Source organism: Desulfurococcus sp. (assembly GCF_038881575.1).
Lineage (GTDB): Archaea > Thermoproteota > Thermoprotei_A > Sulfolobales > Desulfurococcaceae > Desulfurococcus.
In genome coordinates this window covers 264,389-286,605 of sequence record NZ_JAVZPN010000002.1, presented here as the reverse complement: position 1 = coordinate 286,605, position 22,217 = coordinate 264,389, and the positions used below count along the sequence as shown (strand labels likewise).

19 protein-coding genes and 2 CRISPR repeat arrays are annotated in these 22,217 nt (G+C 46.7%); all 19 genes read left to right on the top strand.

The genetic code is table 11. The features are described from left to right. The first annotated feature begins 804 nt into the window (after positions 1-804). The 19 genes from QXV08_RS03335 (at position 805) to QXV08_RS03245 (ending at position 22,206) form a co-directional block, all read left to right on the top strand. Positions 805-1,662, top strand: coding sequence for a hypothetical protein (locus tag QXV08_RS03335; protein ID WP_342784891.1), 858 nt, complete (start codon positions 805-807; stop codon positions 1,660-1,662). Between the two features lie 182 nt (positions 1,663-1,844). After that, positions 1,845-4,226: a hypothetical protein gene (locus QXV08_RS03330; protein ID WP_342783330.1), complete on the top strand. Its 2,382-nt coding sequence runs from the start codon at positions 1,845-1,847 to the stop codon at positions 4,224-4,226. A gap of 2 nt (positions 4,227-4,228) precedes the next feature. Beyond that, complete coding sequence (locus QXV08_RS03325; RefSeq protein ID WP_342783329.1) at positions 4,229-4,930, top strand: ABC transporter ATP-binding protein; 702 nt, start codon at positions 4,229-4,231, stop codon at positions 4,928-4,930. A gap of 52 nt (positions 4,931-4,982) precedes the next feature. Next, the gene (locus tag QXV08_RS03320; RefSeq protein WP_342783328.1) at positions 4,983-5,234 is read left to right on the top strand and encodes a hypothetical protein; all 252 of its coding nucleotides are present in this window, start codon (positions 4,983-4,985) and stop codon (positions 5,232-5,234) included. A gap of 116 nt (positions 5,235-5,350) precedes the next feature. Further along, positions 5,351-6,292 (top strand): hypothetical protein, encoded by a 942-nt coding sequence (locus QXV08_RS03315; RefSeq protein WP_342783327.1) that lies wholly within the window; start codon positions 5,351-5,353, stop codon positions 6,290-6,292. Between the two features lie 462 nt (positions 6,293-6,754). Then, complete coding sequence (locus tag QXV08_RS03310) at positions 6,755-6,916, top strand: hypothetical protein (protein WP_342783326.1); 162 nt, start codon at positions 6,755-6,757, stop codon at positions 6,914-6,916. Between the two features lie 270 nt (positions 6,917-7,186). Then, a complete protein-coding gene (locus QXV08_RS03305; protein WP_342783324.1) occupies positions 7,187-7,342 on the top strand; it encodes a hypothetical protein in 156 nt (51 codons plus the stop codon). A gap of 61 nt (positions 7,343-7,403) precedes the next feature. Then, positions 7,404-9,026 carry a hypothetical protein gene (locus QXV08_RS03300; protein WP_342783323.1) on the top strand — a complete coding sequence of 541 codons (1,623 nt, stop codon included), beginning with the start codon at positions 7,404-7,406 and terminating at the stop codon, positions 9,024-9,026. 13 nt (positions 9,027-9,039) lie between these two features. Beyond that, complete coding sequence (locus QXV08_RS03295; RefSeq protein WP_342783322.1) at positions 9,040-10,206, top strand: hypothetical protein; 1,167 nt, start codon at positions 9,040-9,042, stop codon at positions 10,204-10,206. 13 nt (positions 10,207-10,219) lie between these two features. Continuing rightward, entirely contained in the window at positions 10,220-11,212 is a 993-nt protein-coding gene (locus QXV08_RS03290) for a hypothetical protein (protein WP_342783321.1), read from the top strand. 12 nt (positions 11,213-11,224) lie between these two features. Further along, positions 11,225-12,058: a hypothetical protein gene (locus tag QXV08_RS03285; RefSeq protein ID WP_342783320.1), complete on the top strand. Its 834-nt coding sequence runs from the start codon at positions 11,225-11,227 to the stop codon at positions 12,056-12,058. Then, positions 12,055-13,674: a CRISPR-associated helicase Cas3' gene (cas3, locus tag QXV08_RS03280; protein ID WP_342783319.1), complete on the top strand. Its 1,620-nt coding sequence runs from the start codon at positions 12,055-12,057 to the stop codon at positions 13,672-13,674. The genes QXV08_RS03285 and cas3 overlap by 4 nt, the downstream gene beginning before the upstream one ends. Before the next feature lie 132 nt (positions 13,675-13,806). Then, positions 13,807-15,779: direct repeats of the CRISPR family, unit length 24 nt; unit sequence CTTTCAATTCTTTCTATTGTATTC. Between the two features lie 110 nt (positions 15,780-15,889). After that, positions 15,890-17,263: direct repeats of the CRISPR family, unit length 24 nt; unit sequence CTTTCAATTCTTTCTATTGTATTC. A gap of 315 nt (positions 17,264-17,578) precedes the next feature. Continuing rightward, positions 17,579-18,217, top strand: a complete 639-nt coding sequence (gene csa3, locus QXV08_RS03275) for a CRISPR-associated CARF protein Csa3 (protein ID WP_342784896.1) — start codon at positions 17,579-17,581, stop codon at positions 18,215-18,217. Between the two features lie 94 nt (positions 18,218-18,311). Then, positions 18,312-19,172 carry a type I-A CRISPR-associated protein Cas4/Csa1 gene (gene cas4a / locus QXV08_RS03270; RefSeq protein WP_342784894.1) on the top strand — a complete coding sequence of 287 codons (861 nt, stop codon included), beginning with the start codon at positions 18,312-18,314 and terminating at the stop codon, positions 19,170-19,172. Continuing rightward, positions 19,169-20,155, top strand: a complete 987-nt coding sequence (gene cas1, locus QXV08_RS03265; protein WP_342784892.1) for a CRISPR-associated endonuclease Cas1 — start codon at positions 19,169-19,171, stop codon at positions 20,153-20,155. Before cas4a ends, cas1 begins: the two co-directional genes overlap by 4 nt. Before the next feature lie 2 nt (positions 20,156-20,157). Further along, positions 20,158-20,445, top strand: a complete 288-nt coding sequence (gene cas2 / locus QXV08_RS03260; protein ID WP_342784890.1) for a CRISPR-associated endonuclease Cas2 — start codon at positions 20,158-20,160, stop codon at positions 20,443-20,445. Continuing rightward, a complete protein-coding gene (cas4, locus tag QXV08_RS03255; protein ID WP_342784889.1) occupies positions 20,442-20,963 on the top strand; it encodes a CRISPR-associated protein Cas4 in 522 nt (173 codons plus the stop codon). The genes cas2 and cas4 overlap by 4 nt, the downstream gene beginning before the upstream one ends. 77 nt (positions 20,964-21,040) lie before the next feature. Continuing rightward, the gene (locus tag QXV08_RS03250) at positions 21,041-21,673 is read left to right on the top strand and encodes a CRISPR-associated protein Cas3 (protein ID WP_342784887.1); all 633 of its coding nucleotides are present in this window, start codon (positions 21,041-21,043) and stop codon (positions 21,671-21,673) included. Between the two features lie 134 nt (positions 21,674-21,807). Next, on the top strand, positions 21,808-22,206 hold the full coding sequence (locus QXV08_RS03245) for a hypothetical protein (RefSeq protein ID WP_342821400.1): 399 nt from the start codon (positions 21,808-21,810) through the stop codon (positions 22,204-22,206). Positions 22,207-22,217: the final 11 nt, after the last annotated feature.

Genomic DNA, 22,217 nt, shown 5'->3' with positions numbered 1-22,217 from the left:
AAAGTATTGGGTACTACTCTTTCTGCAGGTGGTGATAGTGAAGACCTTGACTAGTCTAACGTTAGAGGGATCGACTTTCAATTCTTTCTATTGTATTCTCGTGTACCATTCATACCCACATTTCTTACACACAATCTTTTTCTTTCAATTCTTTCTATTGTATTCTGTTCTTGATCTTTGATGTATTCATGTTTATTTTTCTAGGGTCTGGGGTTTTTTAAGTTTACTCTTCCGCCTGTGGCTCATGGCTGTTATGTGGGGTTGATCAGTGATCGCACCGCTAACGTAGTCTAGTATTGTTCCCTTTGGATCCTGGGATTACCCTGCCTGGCTTTATTGACTATGCTTCAATGTCTGGACTCTGTAATGGCTTGACTGACAGGTGTGATCAGGCCTGTGGCGTAGGGTGGAACCCGTTGCCTCCCATGCTCGCCGTGGGACTTGGACTAGCTATTTCTACTTGTGTCTTGTTGAGCTTAAGAAGTGATTCAATGCACTTAGTTTCGCTTTCATCAACTCGTGGCGCAAAACCACCGTGTTTCAAGCTAGATGGGGGAATCCTCAATTGTAAAGGTTGATGCTAATCATTGTTATCTTATTTTAAAGATAGCGCTCCAGTGTTTTAGAGTCTTCTTAGTATGGATAAGCCGGGTATTATGTTGCTGGCTCTAATGATTCTATTCAGTTTTTACATAAGTATTAAAATAGATATATCTCAAGGCATGAAGTTTTAACTAAAAAATATTAATTTAAATATATATGCCAAGGAATTCCGTTTTTAACCGGAAATAAGGGTAACAGGCTATGAACTTGTCAAAGTATCTGTTCGCTGGAATGGTAACACTAGTGATAGTAGTCTCCGTAGCAGAAATAATAGCTTCAGCATTAACATTTGAGAGCTTCTATGTAGTTTCAACTGGTTTACCACTACTGCAAGAGAGGGTTGAAACACCCCAGTATATTTCTGCTGCAGCAACAACAGGGTATATCATATATTCATACCTACCAGGCCAACCAAACTACAACAACTTCATCATGCAACCACCTGTGGCCTCATACATAGATAAGGTTGGACACTGGGAAGGATCGACTTATTGGTATGCTAGAAGTCCTATGACGTCTCCATGGCTGTCACCTAATGAAGTATCGGTTTATGTAAAATGGAATTATAGAGATATGAGCAGCTCGGATATCCTAAGCATTGACTACCATGGATGGCTCATTGACGCCGAGGCGCCATCTAAGAGTGTTAGTTTTTCACTATCCGTTAGTGGTGGAGTGAATTATGAGCAAGGCGGAATTACGGTTACGTTCTATGATGTAACAGAAACAAGCACAGTAACAAATATGACAATTGAAAACGGATGGCTGCGAATATCAACAGCCAGGGCAGACTATAGATCGTGGTTTAGATGGGAATGGGGAGGTGAATGGAAGATGACTGCCGCAATAGTTCCATTAATGAAGAACTCTTATCTATATGATAACAGGGCTTCCAGGATACAGTATATGATACGTCACGATATAAGTTATTGGACAGATATGACGTTATTGTGGATAACTATAAAGCATGTGAAGATACAATACATTCTAGGTGACAATATCGCAGACGGAGATGGCGTAATTACTGTTGCACCGGGAGTTTGGAGGGGTTCACAATGAATATTGAAAAATACAACTACTTCTTCCCCGCTTTACCGTTAGTTCTTATCATTTTATTGCATGTAGGCGTTTTCTATCTTTGTAATAGTTTTATTATAGATTACAATAGCTTGTTTTCTTCGCGAAAAATACATTTGATAATAGGTTATTCTGGTGATATAGAGAAAAACATGTTCACTAATTTGTCTAAGGATATCGTTTCTTTGGCAAGCGAATATGGTAATAAAGGAATGTTGTTCTTCGGCTACGTAGGCTGGCTTGTAGGCGTTGAAGCGGAGGTAAATGATTCGCGCTCACTCGTACTCTTCCCAGACCAGTTCTTCCATTTATGGCTAGGTAACTTTGGAAAGCCCTCGTGGCTAGACTATATAGAGAAACACTATGGATATGAAAATACATCCTACTTGATCTACTTATCCGAATCTGAGAATAGAACTGAAGTCTATAGAGCTTTGCTCTCGATACCTGGGAGTGTTTCTAATCAGAGCGTTATGGTTGTGAAAACAAACGTTGATGATTTAAAGGAGATGTTCTCGAGTATTTTGTATGGACGTAGGGATGTCTACTTGTTTCTACCAGTTTCAGCGCCTGCTACAGAGCTGTATCGGCAAATAATGCTAGATGTATCCGCTGTAAATAGTGGGGAACCTAAACCCGTGCTTTACTTGTCCATGTTTGCGTTCTCAACGTATACGAATAATGGGCAAATACTAATTGATCCTGAAGCCATAAGATCATTCCTTAGTAACGCATCACGTATAATAGCCGGGTACGGATATAGCCCTGTGATAATCGACCGTGTATCGCAGAAGCTACAGTCTTATATATTATCTCTTCAGACCATGCTTACTGTCTACACCATCGTGTTTTTAGCGTTTTCTGTAGCTGTACTCGCATATACGTACCTGGTTTACCGCTCAAAGTGGCTGCCAAGCTACTACAAGTACATACGGTTGATTTCAAGTATGGGATATTCTCCAAAACACATTAAGAAGAAGGCATTGCTTTCTACGATAACAGTGTTGACAGCCACTATCTTATCGATTTTCGCCACGTATAACACGTTGCTTAGAACAATCGTGTTCTACGGATACGACTCTGCTATCCTGCCCATATTAATAGCAATATCCTTGACAATTATACTATACAATTTATTCCTCTATAAAGCATTAGTTGACACAATAAAGTATGGAGCAACTGGTTCTTCAACTAAAATTAAGTTCCTTCTGTTTACAGTACCACTTTTCCTAGTGTTCTTACTAAGATCATACCATATAACCGGTGTTTTTGGAAGGATATTCGGCGCCGCTATTCTATTAAATCTCGCTTTACTGTTCATCCTGCTACTGGTATACGACAATAGATTCTTCAGTAGACTCATATACAGGACTGCCAGGGTTTCAAGCACTGCGAGCGCAACATTCTTAACCACGATAATATTTTTCTCTGTCCTGTCCCCTGTTATCGGTACATATACGCTCACAATCGGTTCGGAAGAGTTGATCAGGTTTTACTTTCCTTTAGACAAAGGTATCGACAGGGTACTGATTATACCAAGCCATACGAGTCTGAGAGATCTTGCTAGTTTAGAGGAGAAGTTGGAGTCTAGTAAATGGTACCTCACAACAGAGTTGCATATACAAAGAATTGATGATAAAGAGTTTATACAGGTAAAAACAGAGAAAGGTACTGGTCACTTCGTTGCTGAAACGACCTTTAAGATGAAGATCCCACTAATCATTGTTTCCGATGAATTAATGTATTCACTTGGCTATAAGGACTACAATTACCTTTTATTTGTATCCCGGTACTCGCCATATGCTGACGAGCTATCCAAGCTTATAAATGGCAAAGATTATGTAAATGTCTCGCTGATTCCCATTGAATCTCTACTGTGGGAATACCCGGTAATCAACATAATTGTTGAGAAAGGAACTCTTGTTAATACCGGTTTTCCGCTATGGATAATAGGATACAACCCCGAGGGAGAATCGATAGAGTCGTACACTGCTGTAGTGGATTACTATAATAATGCCTTCGTTGTTAGAGATAGCTACTTCAAAGAAAAGCTGGGTGCGAATTCATCTTCGTGGCGTGTAGATATTATAGGTGTAGTTAACCCCCGTCATATTCCTGAGGGGGGTTTCGTGGTTGACTATAGGGCTTTGGCGAAGAGTTTTGCAGAGGAGCTTGGTGGCGTAACACCCAGCATTATACCCCTACTCTTCATATTGAGTTTTCTGTTGATGATGCTTGCCAGCTACCTTTACTATCACGATATAAATATGGTTATTCAGAAGAAAGTAAAACTCTTGATATCGCATGGGGTTACTGGTAGGGATATTGTTAGAGGAGAGCTTCTAGGCAATATAGTTGGTGCTGTCATAGCGTTCTCCATTGTGGTTGGGTATATGTATAGTGTTGGGAGAGCAGTATTGTTCCCCGTATTGAATACCTTTACCTTGCTTTTAATCATATCTATTGCTCTATCCATTTTTGTCCTTGGTGTAGCATTCTGTTTGAAAACAACCACTAGGCTGATTAAGACCGTGTCGGGTGGTTAGGTATGGGTGAAAAGGAGTCGCCTATAGCTAGAATCGCCAGCATAAAGCTCGAGAATGTAACTGTAAGGTACCCTGGAAATGTTGATGCATTAAAGTCGCTGTCACTCGTCTTCGAGCCAGGGATATACATATTAGTAGGGCCTAATGGTGGCGGGAAGACTACATTACTGGATGTCGTTGCCGGCATCCGGAAGCCTTCTACGGGGAGAGTGGTCGTTAATGACGCAATCAATCTTTATGGACTGGATGAAGAGACTCGGGCGAGTATAAGAAGAGAAACGATAGCATATATGCTCCAGGAAGATATTTTCCTCGACCACCTGAACGTAGTTGAGAACTTGAAATTCTTTTTCAAGACCATAGATGAGAGTGAAGTAGTGGCACTCATGAAGAAACTAGGGGTAGGGTCGCTTGCCAGCCGCTATCCGGCCGCCTTAAGTGGTGGTGAGAAACGAAAAATCAGCTTCATAAGAACCTACCTAAAGGCTGTTAATTCATCGCTGGTATTGTTAGATGAACCAACTTCTCACATGGATGCAGATAGTGTTAATGTAGTCAAAGATATGATACTTGAGCTCTGGGAACGCGATAAAAAGAAAATTATTATAATAGCCACACACGATCTTGAACTAAAGAGCATTGCACACGTACATATAGAGTTGAGGGCTGGCCGCCTCGAAAAAGTAGAAAAACAGCTGACATAACCTAACATCACCCTCTTTTAGCCCCTGCCCCACATAGGGCAGGTCCAAAGCTATGGATGCCTTCTTTGGGAGCGTGATGGGTGTTTCTACAAGGGCCTGCATCAAGTATTTCACCACGCCTGCGATGCTTCGACAATCCTTAAACACTTTCTCCCGCTCTACATGTGCTCTACGTGCTGTGCATGTCCTCGACTTGCTTGCCTCGTCTGCATATATGAGCTTGAGGTATATTGGGAGAACGCTCATAGCCATAGGTATAGCTGTTTTCGCCCTACTCGCAGCTAAGCCGGCTGAGATGCTGTAGCTAAGCAACGCAAGCACTATAATCTTGTTACCTCCTCCCCGCTCTGAAATGCGGGGCTTTCAGTTGTAAAAAGTATAATAAGTTGGTGTTGCCATAATATTCCGCGGGAGTAACCTGTGAAGAAGGGTATAATTCCTTTACTAATTATTGCAGCCATATTATTGGTTCCAGCATTAACTGCCAGCTCAAACTATACATGCATTGCTTCGGTGATTAATAAGTACGGCCCCGTTGTTATTTACTCCGAGAATAGTGTGGTAATATACGCGTTCGACGAAGGCTTCTTCAACTACACTTATAGAAACGTGTATGTCTACATCACAAGTAACTATATTATCGAGGGTGAAGATAGAATCCCCGAACTATACAATATAACCTATAAGTATCTACCAGTAAACCCGTATGAATTAAACTTAAGCACTGCAAAAGCAGATACTTGGAGAGAAGAGCAAATCGCTAACCTCTTCAACGAGAAAACAGGTTATCCAATAGTTAAAGGAGTAGGGGAATACGACGGCACGATTCTAATAGTTATAGCGAATACAAATGCGGGGCTTGACGAACTCGTCGCCATTGGTAGGGAGGTATCGGGGAAGTATAATGGGAAAGTAGAGATCATTGAGATGAGCCCCTTTGAAGGGTTCTTTAACGGGGAATATAATGAATCACTGATAGCTTCAGAAGCCAAGAAGATTGTTGAGGAAAACGGTTTGACAAGTGTTGTGACCGGCATAGGTGGATGGATTCCAGCGTTTAGAATATATGCTATCTTAGAGCTTGACTCAGACGCGTTAAAGGCCATCGCAGAAAGCAAGCATGTTAATGCAACTAAGCTGATCCAAGATATTATAGACAAATTGAGAGAAAGAATACCTGAGGAAATACCATTATCCATTATCGTTAAGAAGAAAGGCGAAGTAAAGTTCCTAGAAAATTATGGGAAGAACGAGATCGATATCACTCCCCCTAACTATGGAGCACTACAGTGGATTATCGTTACTGTCCCAGTAATCGCATTGCCACCAGCCGTGTACTGGTGGTTTTCAAAAAGATGGTAATTTCTACCCCGCAACCTTGTATATAAGCTGACCCCCGGCCCCCACTATGCCCTGGCACGCTGTATGGGGCTGGGCGTCTGGTGGTGATGTGTCTTATGTAATCCCCCTGTGTTTTCATTGGGCTTCTTGGTGGATTTCATGCCGGAGACCAGACTCTCCAGCGGGTTTCTTAGGGGTCTCCGCCAGATTTCTTAAGAGTCTCCGCTGGATTTCCCCGGGGTTTCAATGAAATAATACCGTGCGATTCCATGCTGGAATCCCCTAGGAGCCCGCCAGAAATCCTAGACCACATCGCCAGGGGCCTCCGACACGGACCAGGGGTTTCCGGGAGTCTCAGGTATAAAAAGTATACGCCTCCAGGGATTATTTGATGATATCCCCCGGGATTTATAGGCGGTTTCCCCAGGGAAGCCCGCCCGGCATCTAAGGGGTCTCCAGCATGGAATCCCTTTTGCAGCCGGCATGATAGGGAGCCCTCCTGGCTGGCCAAGGGGACAACGCGAAGTCCTTGCTAAGCTACCTAGGTATGATTACCACTGTAGCGTAGACTTCGAGAACCCGGTAATCGGAGAGAGGAGGAAGTATATCGACAGTGGTACTGTAAACCGTGAAGCACGGGTTTAAGGTAACGTTAACCAACATGAGTGATACAAACAGCCTTGAAAGGAGTTGATTACCCCGACACGGTGTGAAAGCAGTGTTTGTGGAGAGCGTGGAGTGCTGTCTACCGCCCTGCTATATATCCTGCTACTGCTTGAACTTGAAGAGCTTCTTCAGGCGCTCCCTAACTTTTGCTCTAAGCCTAGGAGAATCTACTGCCAAGATGATAGGGCTTACGTAAAGACGGTTGAGGAATAGAGTCCTGACGAGGATATTAAATTACTAGGGGCATACTTGGAGATCACGAGGCTTACCTACTTCGAGAAGAAAGGATTCTGCAGGTACTACATGGGGTTGAAGGGCCCCGAGAAGTCCTGTGAATGGGTGTACATGAGCCTGGAGATGGCGAAACTCCTTAGAACCATTGCCCCATCCCTACACTACTTGTGACACCACAAAACCGTGAAGTTTTATATGTTTCCCAAAGAAAAGTATATAAGGAGGAGGCCCGATGAGCCTCGCCACAGTCTACGGTGTCCCAGTATATGTAGCCGGTGATGCACAGAGGGTTGAAGTCCCCTTCTTCAAGATAAGGATTGGCAACGAGGAATTGGCCACAGCGTACAGGTATTTGGCGTACAAGTTCGGGCAGTACCTCTTCCTCAAGAAGGGCGTAGTGGTAGCAGGCTACGACCCGGCAAGCGGCACACTGCTCCTCAACGGCTTCATGGAATTAGATGACGTCTACTCAGAGTACAAGAACTTTGTGAAAGAGTACTTAGCACCGAAGCTCAGAAAACTCATCGAAAACGCTGACATTAACGACATACTCCCGGTATTCTACTACAGACGAGGCGAGCCCGACAGTTCACCCACAGGGCTCTCCACCGTTGTCCTTGCCGCACACCATGTTGGTAACTACATTGAGACTCTGAGGAGTGGTTACAAGATTCAGACCCAGGAAGAACTCCAGAAGAAGCTCAGCAAGATGGAGAATGAGCTTAAGCAGAACCAAGCCGGCTTGAAAGATATTGTTCTGGTCAACAAGGAAGGAGATGTACGTCTACTCAGCGACGAAGAGATTGCCGGAGAGCTCAGCAACATAGATGCGACTGTTAGCGGGGATGTGAAGGAAGTTGAAAAAGATAGGTGCATATACTGTGGTGGAGTAAGTAAACACCTCTACCCGGCCACGGGTAAGCTGGGAACCGGTAGGACTAGGCTCTCACATGAAACGTACACTAAGATATCTGGAGATGCACAGATATGCCTGCGTTGCATGCTTGTCACGCTGTTCCACAGGCTCAACAGCAAGAAGGATGTGCTCTTCGAGCTGAACGGCTATCTCGCTAGGTTCTCCGATAAGCTTGCCCGCCGGGCTGACACTGAAACGCTGAAGGCTATACTCATGGTCTTCAGCAAGCTGGAGAACATTAGCCGTGGCGAGGCACTAGTATTCAACAGCCTCTTTGGCGATGAAAGGGTGAGGGTCAAGGTGGAGGGCCTCGATGAAGAGGCCGTTGAGAGAATAGCCCTCCTCTACGCAGTCGCGGGGAGAAAGCCGTTTGAAGACCCGCAGACACAGTCTCTCCTCGTCTCCTACGTTTTCGCGCCCTCCCTCACCGAATCGGTTAGGGTTCTCCTCCACATCCTGAAGCAATTTGAAAAGGGTGGGGGGTTAGACATGAGTTACGTATCCAAATATATAACCTCAAACCTATATATGCAGGAAGAAGATAAGAGGGTAGCCTACGCGCTGGCAAAGCTAGCTGAATCAGTAGTATACATGATAGATGAGAAGTCCCCAGTAGAGAACAAGGACTACGTGAAGAGAAGGTTCGCCGACACACTAAGGAGGGCGGGACTATCGAAGGCCATAGCATATGCGGTGTCAGCCGGGGGCATAGACATTATACAATTACCGGTACCAGCAACGGGTGAGGAGAGAGACCATATAAAGGAGGTGCTTGAAAAATACGGGTTCAAGTACGAGCAAAGCAACGACATCTTCAAAGTAGACGTAAAAAGCATACCGCTCGCCGAGATAAGGATTGAGGAGGAGTTCACCAACAAGATATACGAGGACGCCTACACGTACCTAGTAGTCCTAAGACCTGAAATCGAGCTGGGGTAGAGGGTGATGCGGGATGCCCAGGAAGAGTAGTGGAGAGAAGAAGGAGCAACTCACAGCAGACATAGTACGGCTAGCAGAGGACGCAATATTCTCTGCAAGCACAATGGTCAACATGGCTATATACGCCATCCTAGAGGCACCGCAGGAGCTGTACTTCGGTAGCCACAGCGAGAAGAACCTGAACGTGCTCGAAAAAGTCGTGCTGGACATAGAGGTCGAAGAGGGCGGCAGGGTAATCCAGAAGCGCGTAGTCAAGCCGTACTACAGCCCGACAAAGCAGAGGGGTATAGAGAGGAGAGCTATAGCGTACTCCCTAGTGAAGACACGGAGCGGTCTAGTTCCATACTACAGGTACTTCAACCTAGGCATCGACGTAACGGACACGTATTCTAATGGAGTGCCAGACCCCAGGGATATACTGACATTCCTGTGGGGTGCCACATGGACGAGACCAACCGCCTACATCAGGGGTAGAGTAGGGTATGGAGGGGGCGTTGCTGTTCAGAGCACATTTGAGAGGAAGCAGAGGAACAGGGTGGATTACAACATATACGAAGCCGTTACAAAAACCAGTAAGGAAGGAGGGAAGAGCGAAGAACCGGAGGCAGGCGGCGAGGGCTACGAGACGGCTCAAACACTGTGGATGAAGGAGTATGCAGAACCACACCTACTGATACCTGTCACTAGGCATGGAATGCTACTGGGCGTCGAGAATTACGAGCCGCATGCAATGGCATACGCCTTCCTGCAGGGCCTAGCACTCGCCGGCGCCAGCACCCCGAAGTCTATAAGCATCCTCGAAGCGTACTGGCTCGACGGCAACAGGAGGGATAAGGCAATCGTCGTGGACATTGGGCCATGGCTACTGCTAGAGCCTGTAACAGTATCTCCCGCCATCATGTCGCCAGTAGAGGTGCTCAACATATTCAGGGAGAAGGCACTGAAGCACGGAAAGAACATATGCAACGAGACAGAGCCGGAGAAGGTATTCGACGCTTTTAGAGAGAAGGAGTCGCCGTGTGCAAAAACGCCGGTCAGGCTAGTGGGCGACACGGCGTACGAGTTCCTCAAAAAGCTTGCGGACGAGTTCGTTGACAAATACCTAGCTAACATTGAGCAATTAAATATTCCAAGAGTGGAAAAGCTGAAACAGTACGTACAGACATCGACAAGCACATAAAGGGGCGCCCGGCTTGAAGCTAGTTAAAATAAGAGCACTGTTTTTATCGCCATCCTTCCTCCCTTTTTCATCCGTGACATCCCACTGGAGTATCGTCCACGAGCATATCCCGCCCTCGACATTCTCGGGTCTCATGTTCAGGGGGCTCTTATTCGCCTTCAACTCTAAGGCGTTATACGGAGACTACATTCCATGCGCTATAGGAGAGGGGCTGCTTGCAAAGCTGGTGAGAAGCGGTTCAAGGCTTCTGGGTGTTGAGTGGACTAAGGCCGGTAAAGTCGAGGAGAAACCCGGGTACAGGCCACCCTACATCGAGCACCACTTCAGGGCTATCGTCCACGGGGCCTACCCAGTCTCCATCCTCAAGGGGCACAAACCGGGTAGCAGGGGTGTTGCCGAGAAGTACTGGAATGTGATAAAGTATATTGACAACGCCGACGAGCACCTTCGTGCCCCCATAGTAGTCGGCATTAAGACCTGGCACTACTCGGTAATGGATGGTGCAAGACTATATGAAATGGGGAAGAAGTCCGGGGAAGGAGAGGAGAAGAAGAGGGAGGTTAGGTACCAGATTTATGACGTTGTCAAAGTTAAGCACGTGTTCGTTCTGGAGGATATCTACGGCTTCATCCTAGTGGATGATCCCGCAGCCGAAGAAGGGCTGAGGAGACTGCAGGAAGGGTGGTTCATCGCTAAGTCTAGGCTCAAGACGCTCGTGGCTGTTAAAACCGAGGAGTTATTGGAGGAGATGGCAGAGGAGCCTAGCCAAGTAGACTACGCGGTCCCATTCCTGAGGAGGCCGACAAAGCCAACCTATGCTTTTGCGAGTAGCGTACTTGACTTGGATGCTGTACGCGGAGAGAGGAGGGATGCATTAGTGGTTAACGCCTATCTCTACGCGACCACAGAGCCACTCCTAGACAGGGATAGGCTACTGTTTTTCGAGGATAGGAATGGGCACGTCTACGCTGTTGACAGGGAGTGGCTGAACTATCTTGGACCCTAGGGTGGTGGTTGCATGAATGTTGGCAGGGGACTCATAACCCAGAAGCTAAAGGAAGGCGAGTATGCCGGCTTCGCCGTACCCCTCGAACAGCACACGGAAGCTGTTGAGAGCATCCTAGTTCACCTCTTCGAGCTCGCGGGCGATGAGGAGCGATACCTCCCGATTTCAGCTAGGCTTCACGACAAGTACAAGCCAGCCACTATGAGAGTTGAAGAGGAGGGCAACAGCTACACCGTTGGCTTCCGGGGACACCCATATAAGCTAGGCTTCACGGACTTTGAGGAGGAAGCAAGGGAGCCGGTTGAAGTGGCTCTTGCTACTGGCGTGGCAAGGCTCCACCACTTCCTGAACATCCGGGACGTGGACACCTTCATACACACGTTAGCGCTGGTCAAGGCATACCTCACTAGAAACAGCGTGCAACTGGCCCTCAAGGAACTGAGGACAAGGGTTCTAGATGGAGTTGTAAAGCTACATGTCGCGGACATGGTGGCCGGCTACATAGAGCAGCTTCTATTGAAAACAGCGGCTGGTTCGTTCACTCCAGACGTGGACGTCATTGACACGGAGTCACTTGAGCACGCTGAGCCGCATATACCGCTCTCCATAGCTGTGACGCCACGCAGCGAGGGAGAGCTCGATGTCAGGGTGGTAGTGCACGGGCTTGAGCAGGCGGTGAGTCCTAGGCTCTTCTCAGGGGGGAGCACGCTGAGGCTGGAGTACCAAGTTGTGGAGGGCGTCTTCGACGAGAAAGGATTCACGCCTGCATCGTCCCCGCCTAGGAGCTTCACAGTCAACCTGGTTTTACTGCATAAACGTGGCCTGATACAGGGGTTGAGACCATGATGCATAACCCAATTGATGAAGAAGGGTTTAGGAGGTTCTTCGCTGTCGCCACTGGTTTCAGGGAGCCCTACCCCTGGCAGGTGAGCGTAGCCAAGGAGATACTGGGAATGGGGAGAGGCATTTTCTTCCTCTCTGCTGAGACGGGTGCCGGCAAGACTGAGGCCGTCGCGGTACCAGCGCTCTATAGGGCGCGGCAATTGATTGTCGTCGAGCCGTTCAGAGCCCTCGTCGAGGACATGGCCGACAGGTTTAGGAAGATGCTGGGAAGGCTGAGCAGGGCTCTTCACACGCCGTACACGCTGGGACTAGACTACGGTGGCGAGCACGTCGTCTACGAGATTACTGAGGCTGGTGAGCGGCAGGTTGTTACTAGGAAGCCGTTTGGGGTGGACGTCCTCGTTACAACAATGGATGAGATGCTCTACAGGCTCCTGTCCGTGGGTCCCAAGCGGAAGGCATCCCTCTACGCTACGCTGGTGAGGCTTGGAACACCAATAGTCTTCTTCGACGAGGGGCACAGCTACTCGACTGAGGTCATGAACCCCCTTGTAACAGTGCTCCACGAGGCGCTCTCCATATCACTATACTCACCCGTGGTGATAGCGTCTGCAACGCTCCCTGAGCAGCTGAAGAGCCACATGAAGCTCCTCGCCGAGAGGAACAGGGTTCCCATAAAGGAGCTGGTTGCACCCCCGAGGGAGAAGAAGACGCGTAAGGCAGAGCTAGAGCTACACTTGGACAGGAAAGGGTACAAGGAAATTGCTCGGTACACACTAAAGCTTGTTGGACATGAGTTTAAGACAATACTAGTGAGGACAATAACGCCGAAGACAGCGTACAGTGTTTACAGTGAGCTCCTGAAGTGGAGAGGCGTCTTCAGCGACTACTCGATTGGGATACTACATGGGAGGATGCCCGTAAGGGACAGGGCTGAGGTGTTCAGGGCGGTCAAGGAGGACATGGAGAGCGGGAAGAAGGTAATTCTAGTAGCCACGCCAGCTATTGAGGCAGGAGTTGACCTAGACTTTGACGCCGGAGTCCTGGAGCTGACGCCCTACAGGAGCCTAGAGCAGACGCTTGGCAGGATAAACAGGCACTACACCAAGCCGGATGCGAAGGTTGTGGTGGTCGGGGTTGACGAAGCAACGTGGGAAATTCTGGCACCCCGCGAGTACCTAGATGAGGTCAGGAGCGTGTTGAAGGTGGTTGGCGGAGAGTGCTTGTGGGGGAATGTGAGGTGGAAGCTCAAGAAGATAGACGAAAAGTATACTGGGGACCAGCTATCGGCTCCCTCCCTGCTAGACGCATACGACTCGCCGTACTCAAAGTTGCTGGCAGTCTCCTTCCACTCGCTCTTCCACCTAGAGGGCACAATGATGGAGTATCTGCTGGCGCTGTCAAAGGATTCGTACAACACCAGGGGTAGCTTCGACATCACCGTCTACGTAGAGGGAGAACCAGGCAACTACCTGAGGATACCGTTTTATATAGCGAAGAAGCTGTCTGAGCAGGGAATTGCTGTAAAGCCCGGTGGGACAATACCACAGAGCCTACTGACCAGCCACGACTACACAGGGGCAGAGAGAACGGTGAAAGCACGAGGACTAGTCGTATGAGGCTTCTACGCGTGCTCTACCCTATTTCCTGGAAGACAATGAAATTAGAAGAGGAGTCTCATATATTCTCCAGGTCTACATCTTTGTATTCAGTTGGCGAGATAGTGCACGATGCAATATTGAAGGCGTTTACTTTCAATTCTTTCTATTGTATTCTTAATGAAAAATTGTTATTTTTTATGTTACAGATCGGAAACCAGCTTTCAATTCTTTCTATTGTATTCCTGAAATCTCCTTCTCTAAGCCGTATGGTGTTACTCCAGCAACCCTTTCAATTCTTTCTATTGTATTCAAACTTTGGCACAGTATACGGGAATAATAATGAGAAATTAACTTTCAATTCTTTCTATTGTATTCTGATGACTTTTCATTCATGATCACTGGTAGAAGCGAAAAAGATCCTTTCAATTCTTTCTATTGTATTCACGATGATGTGATAATGCTTGTCATTCACAGCTACGAGCAGTACTTTCAATTCTTTCTATTGTATTCGCAAATGGGGGATTGGTGTGCCACGTGACGAGGCGTACACGACGATACTTTCAATTCTTTCTATTGTATTCATGGTAACTGGCGACAACCCATACCAGCAGGCAATACAGAAGCCTTTCAATTCTTTCTATTGTATTCCATTGGCAATACGGTTGCAGACTCGGTGAAAGGGTTCTTTGACCTTTCAATTCTTTCTATTGTATTCTGCAGTGGACTATGTGTTGGCGTTCAGGTTTCACTCGCTGAGTGCTTTCAATTCTTTCTATTGTATTCACTGCTTCCTCAATGATTCAATGCTGAGCCTGACGCTATGCTTGGCTTTCAATTCTTTCTATTGTATTCCAGTATCTGCGTGGCGATGGCTAACGCTACATCTTCCTGCATCTTTCAATTCTTTCTATTGTATTCTATCACTACACACGCGGATGAGTGGGAGCATGCTGGATATACTCTTTCAATTCTTTCTATTGTATTCTAGGAGACAAGCTGGTTGCACTAAGCAGTGTAGTAGGCGTGTTCTTTCAATTCTTTCTATTGTATTCTCAATGATGCTGTCAAGCTAAGTGCTTACTCAGCTATGATTACACTTTCAATTCTTTCTATTGTATTCTGATGTGAGGCTCAAATCGAATAGGAGGCACCCGAGGCCCGACATATCTTTCAATTCTTTCTATTGTATTCCAGTAGTGAGGCAGTGATCGGCTTTGCGTCGAGAATGATTGGTCCTTTCAATTCTTTCTATTGTATTCATCCCGAGGTGGTTGCAGTTGATACTGTTGGCTTGGGTGCCTTTCAATTCTTTCTATTGTATTCCTGAAGAATGCCCTCCAGGACGCAGGCAAGACTCTCTCAAGCGCTTTCAATTCTTTCTATTGTATTCCAAGAGGTACGTGGTGGCTCCTCTACCATACGGGGATCAAGCTTTCAATTCTTTCTATTGTATTCTGGTTTCTACACGAGTTCTCAATGAATGTTCTGCAAATATCCCTTTCAATTCTTTCTATTGTATTCACGTGGACTCTGATACTATGCCGCGTACATCACTATATTTCTTTCAATTCTTTCTATTGTATTCTAAAACCGAGATCTACGTGAAAACGAGAAAGAAGCGTAAAGAGGCTTTCAATTCTTTCTATTGTATTCGAAACCCCCGTTTCCACCGACGCGCCGCGGTGCTTGGCTGCTTTCAATTCTTTCTATTGTATTCTTACTTCAAGAAGGGTGATTTCCCGTTTCCACGGGGGAAGATACTTTCAATTCTTTCTATTGTATTCTTCCTCACCAGCAGGGATATGACTGCGTTGCCCGGAGTCGTGTACCTTTCAATTCTTTCTATTGTATTCATCCGCTTCTCAGCACAGAACGCCACGAGCTCCACGAGGTTGCCTTTCAATTCTTTCTATTGTATTCACCGCTGGAGCTTTTCGCATTATACGAGATATGGAGGGCTAAGCTTTCAATTCTTTCTATTGTATTCGGTATGAGAAAACAGGTGCTAGCGTCGACACAGTTCCGAGGCTCTTTCAATTCTTTCTATTGTATTCCCTCACTAATCCGTGAGCCATTACGCAATTGAACTAGTAAAATAGCTTTCAATTCTTTCTATTGTATTCTAAGCATGGGGGCACAAGCACAGGCAGAAGAGAAAACACTTTCAATTCTTTCTTCTTTCTATTGTATTCCCATGTAAGGCGTGTAAGGGCGTAAGGCGTGTAAGGCGTGTACTTTCAATTCTTTCTATTGTATTCCGCAGCTTCTTCGAGTCATTCACAATGCAGAGAGTAAAACCCTTTCAATTCTTTCTATTGTATTCCCCAAGATAATCAAAAACACCTAAACAAACTCGAAGAAATAACACCTTTCAATTCTTTCTATTGTATTCCGCTGTGGGAGAAAACGTGCCACGCCAACAGCTACAGAGTGTATCTTTCAATTCTTTCTATTGTATTCCTTCTAGCTATCCCGTAGCCTTCTTCGCTCGGAGCCACATGCTTGCTTTCAATTCTTTCTATTGTATTCTGGTCGCGGATGAGAAAGACCTCGAGAGGGCGAGGAATCCTTTCAATTCTTTCTATTGTATTCCTAGTTTGTTATATAGATCTGCTGATGCGAAACGATTTATCCGTCTTTCAATTCTTTCTATTGTATTCGGGGCGAAAAGTTTATAAGGGGCTTTTGACACATGTAAAAAACCTTTCAATTCTTTCTATTGTATTCGTGTCAGCGGTGGAGGCGGTGCACTCGATGTACTCGGTGCACTCTTTCAATTCTTTCTATTGTATTCGATGTACACACCTTTAGCGAAGCGATAGAACTGGGATACACTGTCTTTCAATTCTTTCTATTGTATTCCCCGCCTTCTTGTAGCTGTAGACTACAGCACTCAGGCGGGTCTTCTTTCAATTCTTTCTATTGTATTCTCTCTCTGAGTAGCGTTGCTGTTATCGAGATCCTGTTTTCACCTAGCTTTCAATTCTTTCTATTGTATTCTGCAAGAAACCACGGCTTCAAGGGGTTTGGATTATCTAAGCTCCTTTCAATTCTTTCTATTGTATTCTACGTGCTGAATACCCGCATTATAAAGACATTCTACATCTATGCCTTTCAATTCTTTCTATTGTATTCGCTATACTTCTGCAGTGCCTCCAGCTTCATGCGATCACCTCACTTTCAATTCTTTCTATTGTATTCTAGTTCTTTCTTGAGCCTCGAAGCCCGAAGGCGTACTCTATTCTTTCAATTCTTTCTATTGTATTCAAATTATACCCGCGGAGACTTATAAACACAGACGCCGCGCACCGCCTTTCAATTCTTTCTATTGTATTCGGAGATTGGGCTACGAGAAAGCGTGCACTGATAGATGAGTGATCTGCACTTTCAATTCTTTCTATTGTATTCCAGTTAGCGGCAAGTGTGGCAGGTTTGGTCGTTAAGAACATTCTTTCAATTCTTTCTATTGTATTCGTCAGATAACGCCCGCTAGGCTTCAGAAACCCCCGCAGTGAGCTTTCAATTCTTTCTATTGTATTCTGCTTAGAGCGCGGCTGTATATACGAGCTACCGAGATAGTCGCCTTTCAATTCTTTCTATTGTATTCTGTTCTTGATCTTTGATGTATTCATGTTTATTCTTTTAGCGTCTGGGTTTTTAAATATTTTGTGCTGGTGTGGGTTCATGGCTGTTATGTGGGGTTGATCAGTGATCGTGCCTCGTCTATTGGTTCAGCGGATTCCCTTTGGGTCTTGGGATTGTGGCTCACTGGTTGATTTATGTTGATCCGGTTCTTAAACTCTGTGATGTCTTGATTTACAGGTGTGATCGCCCTGCCTCCTTGCTTTGGTGTCTTCTTGTTCCCATGATATGTTTGGGATTTTTAAGCTTGGCTGGGATATTTTATTCTAGGTTATTGCCCATGCCTAGGGTCTTCTTGTCTCCCCTGGGCTTTCACGAGGATATCTTGGTCAGGGCACTCATACAGTTAAGGGCTTCCAGGCTAGACAAGCTCCTCGTAGTCTCCTGTAAGCCTCTTACAGGTGGTGTTAGAAGGGCTTTCGATGGCTTGAAGGCCTCGTGCAGTAGGCAGGACCTCCCGGAGCCGGATCTCCTGGAGGTGGATTGCTCTAGGTTCTACGAGTCTGTAGCGGATGTGAGGAGAGAGCTGGCTAAACGTGAAGGGGAGCCAATACTCCTCCTCGGAGCCGGGCTAAGGATACTCAGCCACATGCTGGAAGTCGCAGTCCTAGTCTCAGGGAGGCCTTTCAAAGTATATTATGAGCCGGAGAGCGAGGGAGGGGAGAGAGTTCTCATAGACCACTACCTCTACGAGAACCTCTTGAACCGAGGCAGGCTGACGAACCTAGAGCAGAGGGTATTGAAGCTTACCCTCGAGAAGCCTGGAGTCACAGTAGTAGAACTAGCCAGAGAGCTGGGAGTCAAAGAGAAAACCGTGAGGAACACCCTCACGAAGCTCAGGAACAAGGGACTGGTGGCGAAGAAGGGGAGGAGCGAAGGAGTTGAACCCACCCCGGTAGCCATAGCACTCTATTCTTAGGCAAAAATCCCATTAGAAGCCTGGGAATCCCAGAATCGTGAAGGCCCCTATTAATAAATACCTGGATGCCCAGAGGTGATCACGGTGGAGAAGATTGCTGAGCAGAAGACTCATGCTTAGACTAGTGAGGAGGATCTACGCCTGGTCCAGAGCAGACCCCGTAGACGAGGAGCTGAGAGGCTGGAACTGGGATAAACCACCCCTCAAGCCTAGAGCATACCTCGACCTAGGAGTATGGGAGGTGGCTTCAAAATACTGTGGAACAAGGAGAGACCTATGGCTAAGGAGGAAGATGGGGGTCTCAGTAGAGCCGAGCGAGTCTATGGCTAAAGGAAGAATGGTTCACGAAGCAATCACCACAGCGTTGAGAGAAGCCGGCAGATACCTCAGCAACGGGCTGGACGTTTGGAGCGTCTACGAGGTTGCTAAAGAGAAGTGGAGGAGGATAGACACAGGAGGCTCTAGAGAGAACGCCAGGCTCGTCGAGAAAATATACAAATCCACCCTACTCTCAATACTCGGGGAGGCAGCATATGAAGAAGCACTATACGGCTCGAGGCGGCCACCACTAGCGATCTCAGAGTACAGGGTAGACGGGTCAAACCTCGGCCTAGCTTCAAACCTCTCAGCAGACCTGGTGGCTGAAGGAGGAGTCATCGTAGACATAAAATACGGGGCTCACAGGGAATTCCACAAGCTCAGCCTAGCGGGCTACGCTCTAGCACTCGAGGCGGAGTATGAAGTACCATACGACTACGGGATACTAATCTATATACAAGGCTCTGCCGAAAACATTAAGATCAACGTCAAGCCGATCTACATCAACAGCTACCTGAGGAGGCATTTCATCGAGGAGAGAGACGAGATAATAGATATGCTGATAGAAGATAGAGAGCCCCCGAGAGACTCAGCATGTAATACCTCGTGCCCATTCTACAAGGTGTGCAACAAATGAAGACGCTCATCATCTCAGGCTACGGGGTTAGACTAAGGTATAGGAAGGGCCTGATACTAATCGAGTCCAAGAGTGAGAAGAAGGAGGTTCCGTTAGCAGACCTAGAGCAGGTTGTCGTCGAGACTGGAGGAGTATGGTTCTCAAGCAAATTAATTAGGAAGATGACCGAGTATGGAGTAGACTTCGTGGTCTTAGACCACAGAGGATATCCAGCCGGGAGGCTCTACCCTCCATTCATAAGCAGGACAGTGGAGACTAGAAGGGCACAGTACGCTGCATACGAGAGCTGGAGAGGAGTCCACGTAATGAGGGAGCTAGTCTACTCTAAGCTAGCTAATCAAGCCGGTTTGCTGAAGAGGTATTACATGTACACTATGATAGGGGAGCTTAAAGACGCCTACAAGGAGATCACAGAGCTGGCTCATAGAGCTAGAATGCTTGAAGCAGGATTCGAGGAGGCTAGAGAGAAGCTGAGGCAGCTGGAGGCCGAGGCAGCACGCATCTACTGGCCTTCTCTAAGCCTTTTAATACCAAAGGAGCTGGGCTTCAACTCGAGAGACCAGGATAGCGGAGACCCAGTGAACACGTCGCTCAACTACGCCTACGGGATACTCTACGGCGAGTCATGGAAGGCGCTTGTGCTAGCTGGCCTAGACCCTTACGCTGGCTTCATGCACACGGATAGGTCTGGTAAGCCTGTTCTAGTATTCGACTTCATAGAGATGTTTAGATTCATAGCGGATTCAACACTGTTGGCAATGTATAGACATGGGTGGAAGCCGAGGGTTTTAAACGGGTTACTAGACTACGAGTCTAGAGCCAGGATAGTTGAATCGATCCTGAAAACCCTCGAAAACACGAAGACGAGGTACGTTGATGAAACCCCTATAACCCTCAGGCAGGCCATGAAGAAAGCCGCGTTGAAGCTGGCCTCGTTCCTCCGAGGCGAGTCGAGCTTCGAAGGCTTCCTCCACGGGTGGTAGCAATGTACGCCTTGATAATATATGATGTATCGAGTAATGAGAAGCGGTACAATCTAGCCAACTACCTTAAAGCAAAGGGGTTGGCGAGGATCCAGAGGAGCGCTTTCATAGGCAGGATACTCCCATCGACGCTCTTAGACGTGGAGAGAGTGATTCCAAAGCTTATAGATGGATCAATTGACGTCGTCCATGTTTTCCAACTATATGATACAGCTATCCAGCGCGTAAAGGTGTTCGGGAAGCCGCTGGCAGAGATCACGGTTAAGCATGGAGTGGTTGTGATAGCTTGATTCTCACGAAGCCGTTCGACAGGGTCAACCCATCCCTCGTTAAACAATACTATTACTGCCCAGTCATACCCTGGATACAGGCTAATCTAATGGTGGCGGAACCTGTGACAGACAGTATGATGCTGGGTTCTGAAGCCGTGAAACCACCCACCGGGAAGGGGCAGGTAAGGATCTCGACGAGCAGAGGAGCAACAATCATAGATGAGGTCGTCGAAGAGAAAAATGGAAAGATTATTATAGAGAAAAAGGCTTTCAAGAGCCATAACTTCTCGAGATACGTGTCTCAAGCAATAACCTCATACATTATTGCGAGAGAGAAGATGCCTGGCGTTAGGAAAGCTAGGATTGCTGCTGGGGATAAAATAGTTGAGTTAGAGGTCAACGATCAATTAGTCCATGATGTCGAAGCCTCCATTAGAAGCGTCAAGAGGATTATCAACGAGAATAGTCTACCCAAACCCGGTGAAAAGGGTAAATGCTCGAGTTGCTGGTATAGGAGGTTCTGTCCCTACGCCTAGTAGGGTCTGCGGTGATCGGGAACTATGGTTAATGGATTTATTTAGGTCTTTTGACAAATACTCTAACGGGAGGGAAAGTGAGGACATTAGTTGCCAGCTTCGGGTTCGACATAGACTTTATAACCTATAGGATCAGCGCTGTTAAACCAGATAGAGTAGTGCTTCTAGCACTATATACTTCGAGAGAAGCATACTCGAGGATTGAGAAATCATATCATTTAATATCCGTCATGTGCAACTCTATCAAGATCAATTGCGAGCTTGAAAGCATAGACCCCTCAAACACGGGTAGATCTGTACTCTCGATCCTCGAGAGAGAGGTGAGGAACGCTGACGAGGTCGAAGTATTCTTGACCGGTGGGCCCAGGATACTCGTTGTAACACTATTGTTGACGGCACTACTACTCCCCGATGAGTTAGCGTCTAAGATCAGGGTAGTCGCCGAAGGAGAAGGGTTCAACTGCAGGCTGGAACTGGATGTCAAGTCGTTCATTGAGAGGATGAGAATAGACGCTAGGAGTAAGGAGATATTAAACAAAATCGAGCTAATAGGCAACGCGACATTCGGGGAGATATCTCGTGAAGCACCAGACATACCTCGGTCGACGATGTACAGGAGGCTTGACGAGCTCTTGAAGACGGGTCTTGTCGAGAAAGCTGGTGGATACTATGTTGCTAAAAGGCCTTTGAAGGTTGAATGCAGGGGTTAAGCCTAGCTGGATAATCTATGCACCCGTGTAGTGTTGTCTCATTTCATGAAACAAATTATTTTGAAACTCATGTTCCTGGTTATGAGACATGTCTCATTAAAAGCTTATTAACCATCCCAGTGCAAATATTTATATTGAGGTTGGTTGAAATGTCCACACCTTCAACCCAACTCTCGGAGATAGTAGACATCCTAGCATTCCTAGGCGCGGTAGGCGACTACGGGTATATTGACAGGCTTGGGAATGCGATCGATGAGGTAACCTTCATGGAGGCTGTCAGAGACTCTATTAGAGCATACTACACTAACTGTCTTGGAGAGAAGAAGTGCGTTGAGTATGATAGGGAGAAGAAAGCCGGCGTGTTATGCCCAGATTTAAAGCCAGGCCAGCTCGAGAAAATCATAAGCAGCATTCTCGACACGATCAGCAAAGCCAGTAGGGTCGACGTGATAAAGCTCTCGCGAAAAATAGCGCTGGAGGCCTATGCGAAGATACCGGGAGTAAGAGAGAGCCAGGGATGCAAGACTGAGTAGGGGGTGGGATA

What these genes read in the sequence shown, in the direction of transcription:
- QXV08_RS03335 (WP_342784891.1), top strand. Translation starts at nt 805, where the DNA reads ATGAACTTGTCAAAGTATCTGTTCGCTGGAATGGTAACACTAGTGATA.
- QXV08_RS03325 (WP_342783329.1), top strand. Translation starts at nt 4,229, where the DNA reads ATGGGTGAAAAGGAGTCGCCTATAGCTAGAATCGCCAGCATAAAGCTC.
- QXV08_RS03320 (WP_342783328.1), top strand. Translation starts at nt 4,983, where the DNA reads ATGGATGCCTTCTTTGGGAGCGTGATGGGTGTTTCTACAAGGGCCTGC.
- QXV08_RS03310 (WP_342783326.1), top strand. Translation starts at nt 6,755, where the DNA reads ATGATAGGGAGCCCTCCTGGCTGGCCAAGGGGACAACGCGAAGTCCTT.
- QXV08_RS03300 (WP_342783323.1), top strand. Translation starts at nt 7,404, where the DNA reads ATGAGCCTCGCCACAGTCTACGGTGTCCCAGTATATGTAGCCGGTGAT.
- QXV08_RS03295 (WP_342783322.1), top strand. Translation starts at nt 9,040, where the DNA reads ATGCCCAGGAAGAGTAGTGGAGAGAAGAAGGAGCAACTCACAGCAGAC.
- QXV08_RS03285 (WP_342783320.1), top strand. Translation starts at nt 11,225, where the DNA reads ATGAATGTTGGCAGGGGACTCATAACCCAGAAGCTAAAGGAAGGCGAG.
- cas3 (WP_342783319.1), top strand. Translation starts at nt 12,055, where the DNA reads ATGATGCATAACCCAATTGATGAAGAAGGGTTTAGGAGGTTCTTCGCT.
- csa3 (WP_342784896.1), top strand. Translation starts at nt 17,579, where the DNA reads ATGCCTAGGGTCTTCTTGTCTCCCCTGGGCTTTCACGAGGATATCTTG.
- cas1 (WP_342784892.1), top strand. Translation starts at nt 19,169, where the DNA reads ATGAAGACGCTCATCATCTCAGGCTACGGGGTTAGACTAAGGTATAGG.
- cas2 (WP_342784890.1), top strand. Translation starts at nt 20,158, where the DNA reads ATGTACGCCTTGATAATATATGATGTATCGAGTAATGAGAAGCGGTAC.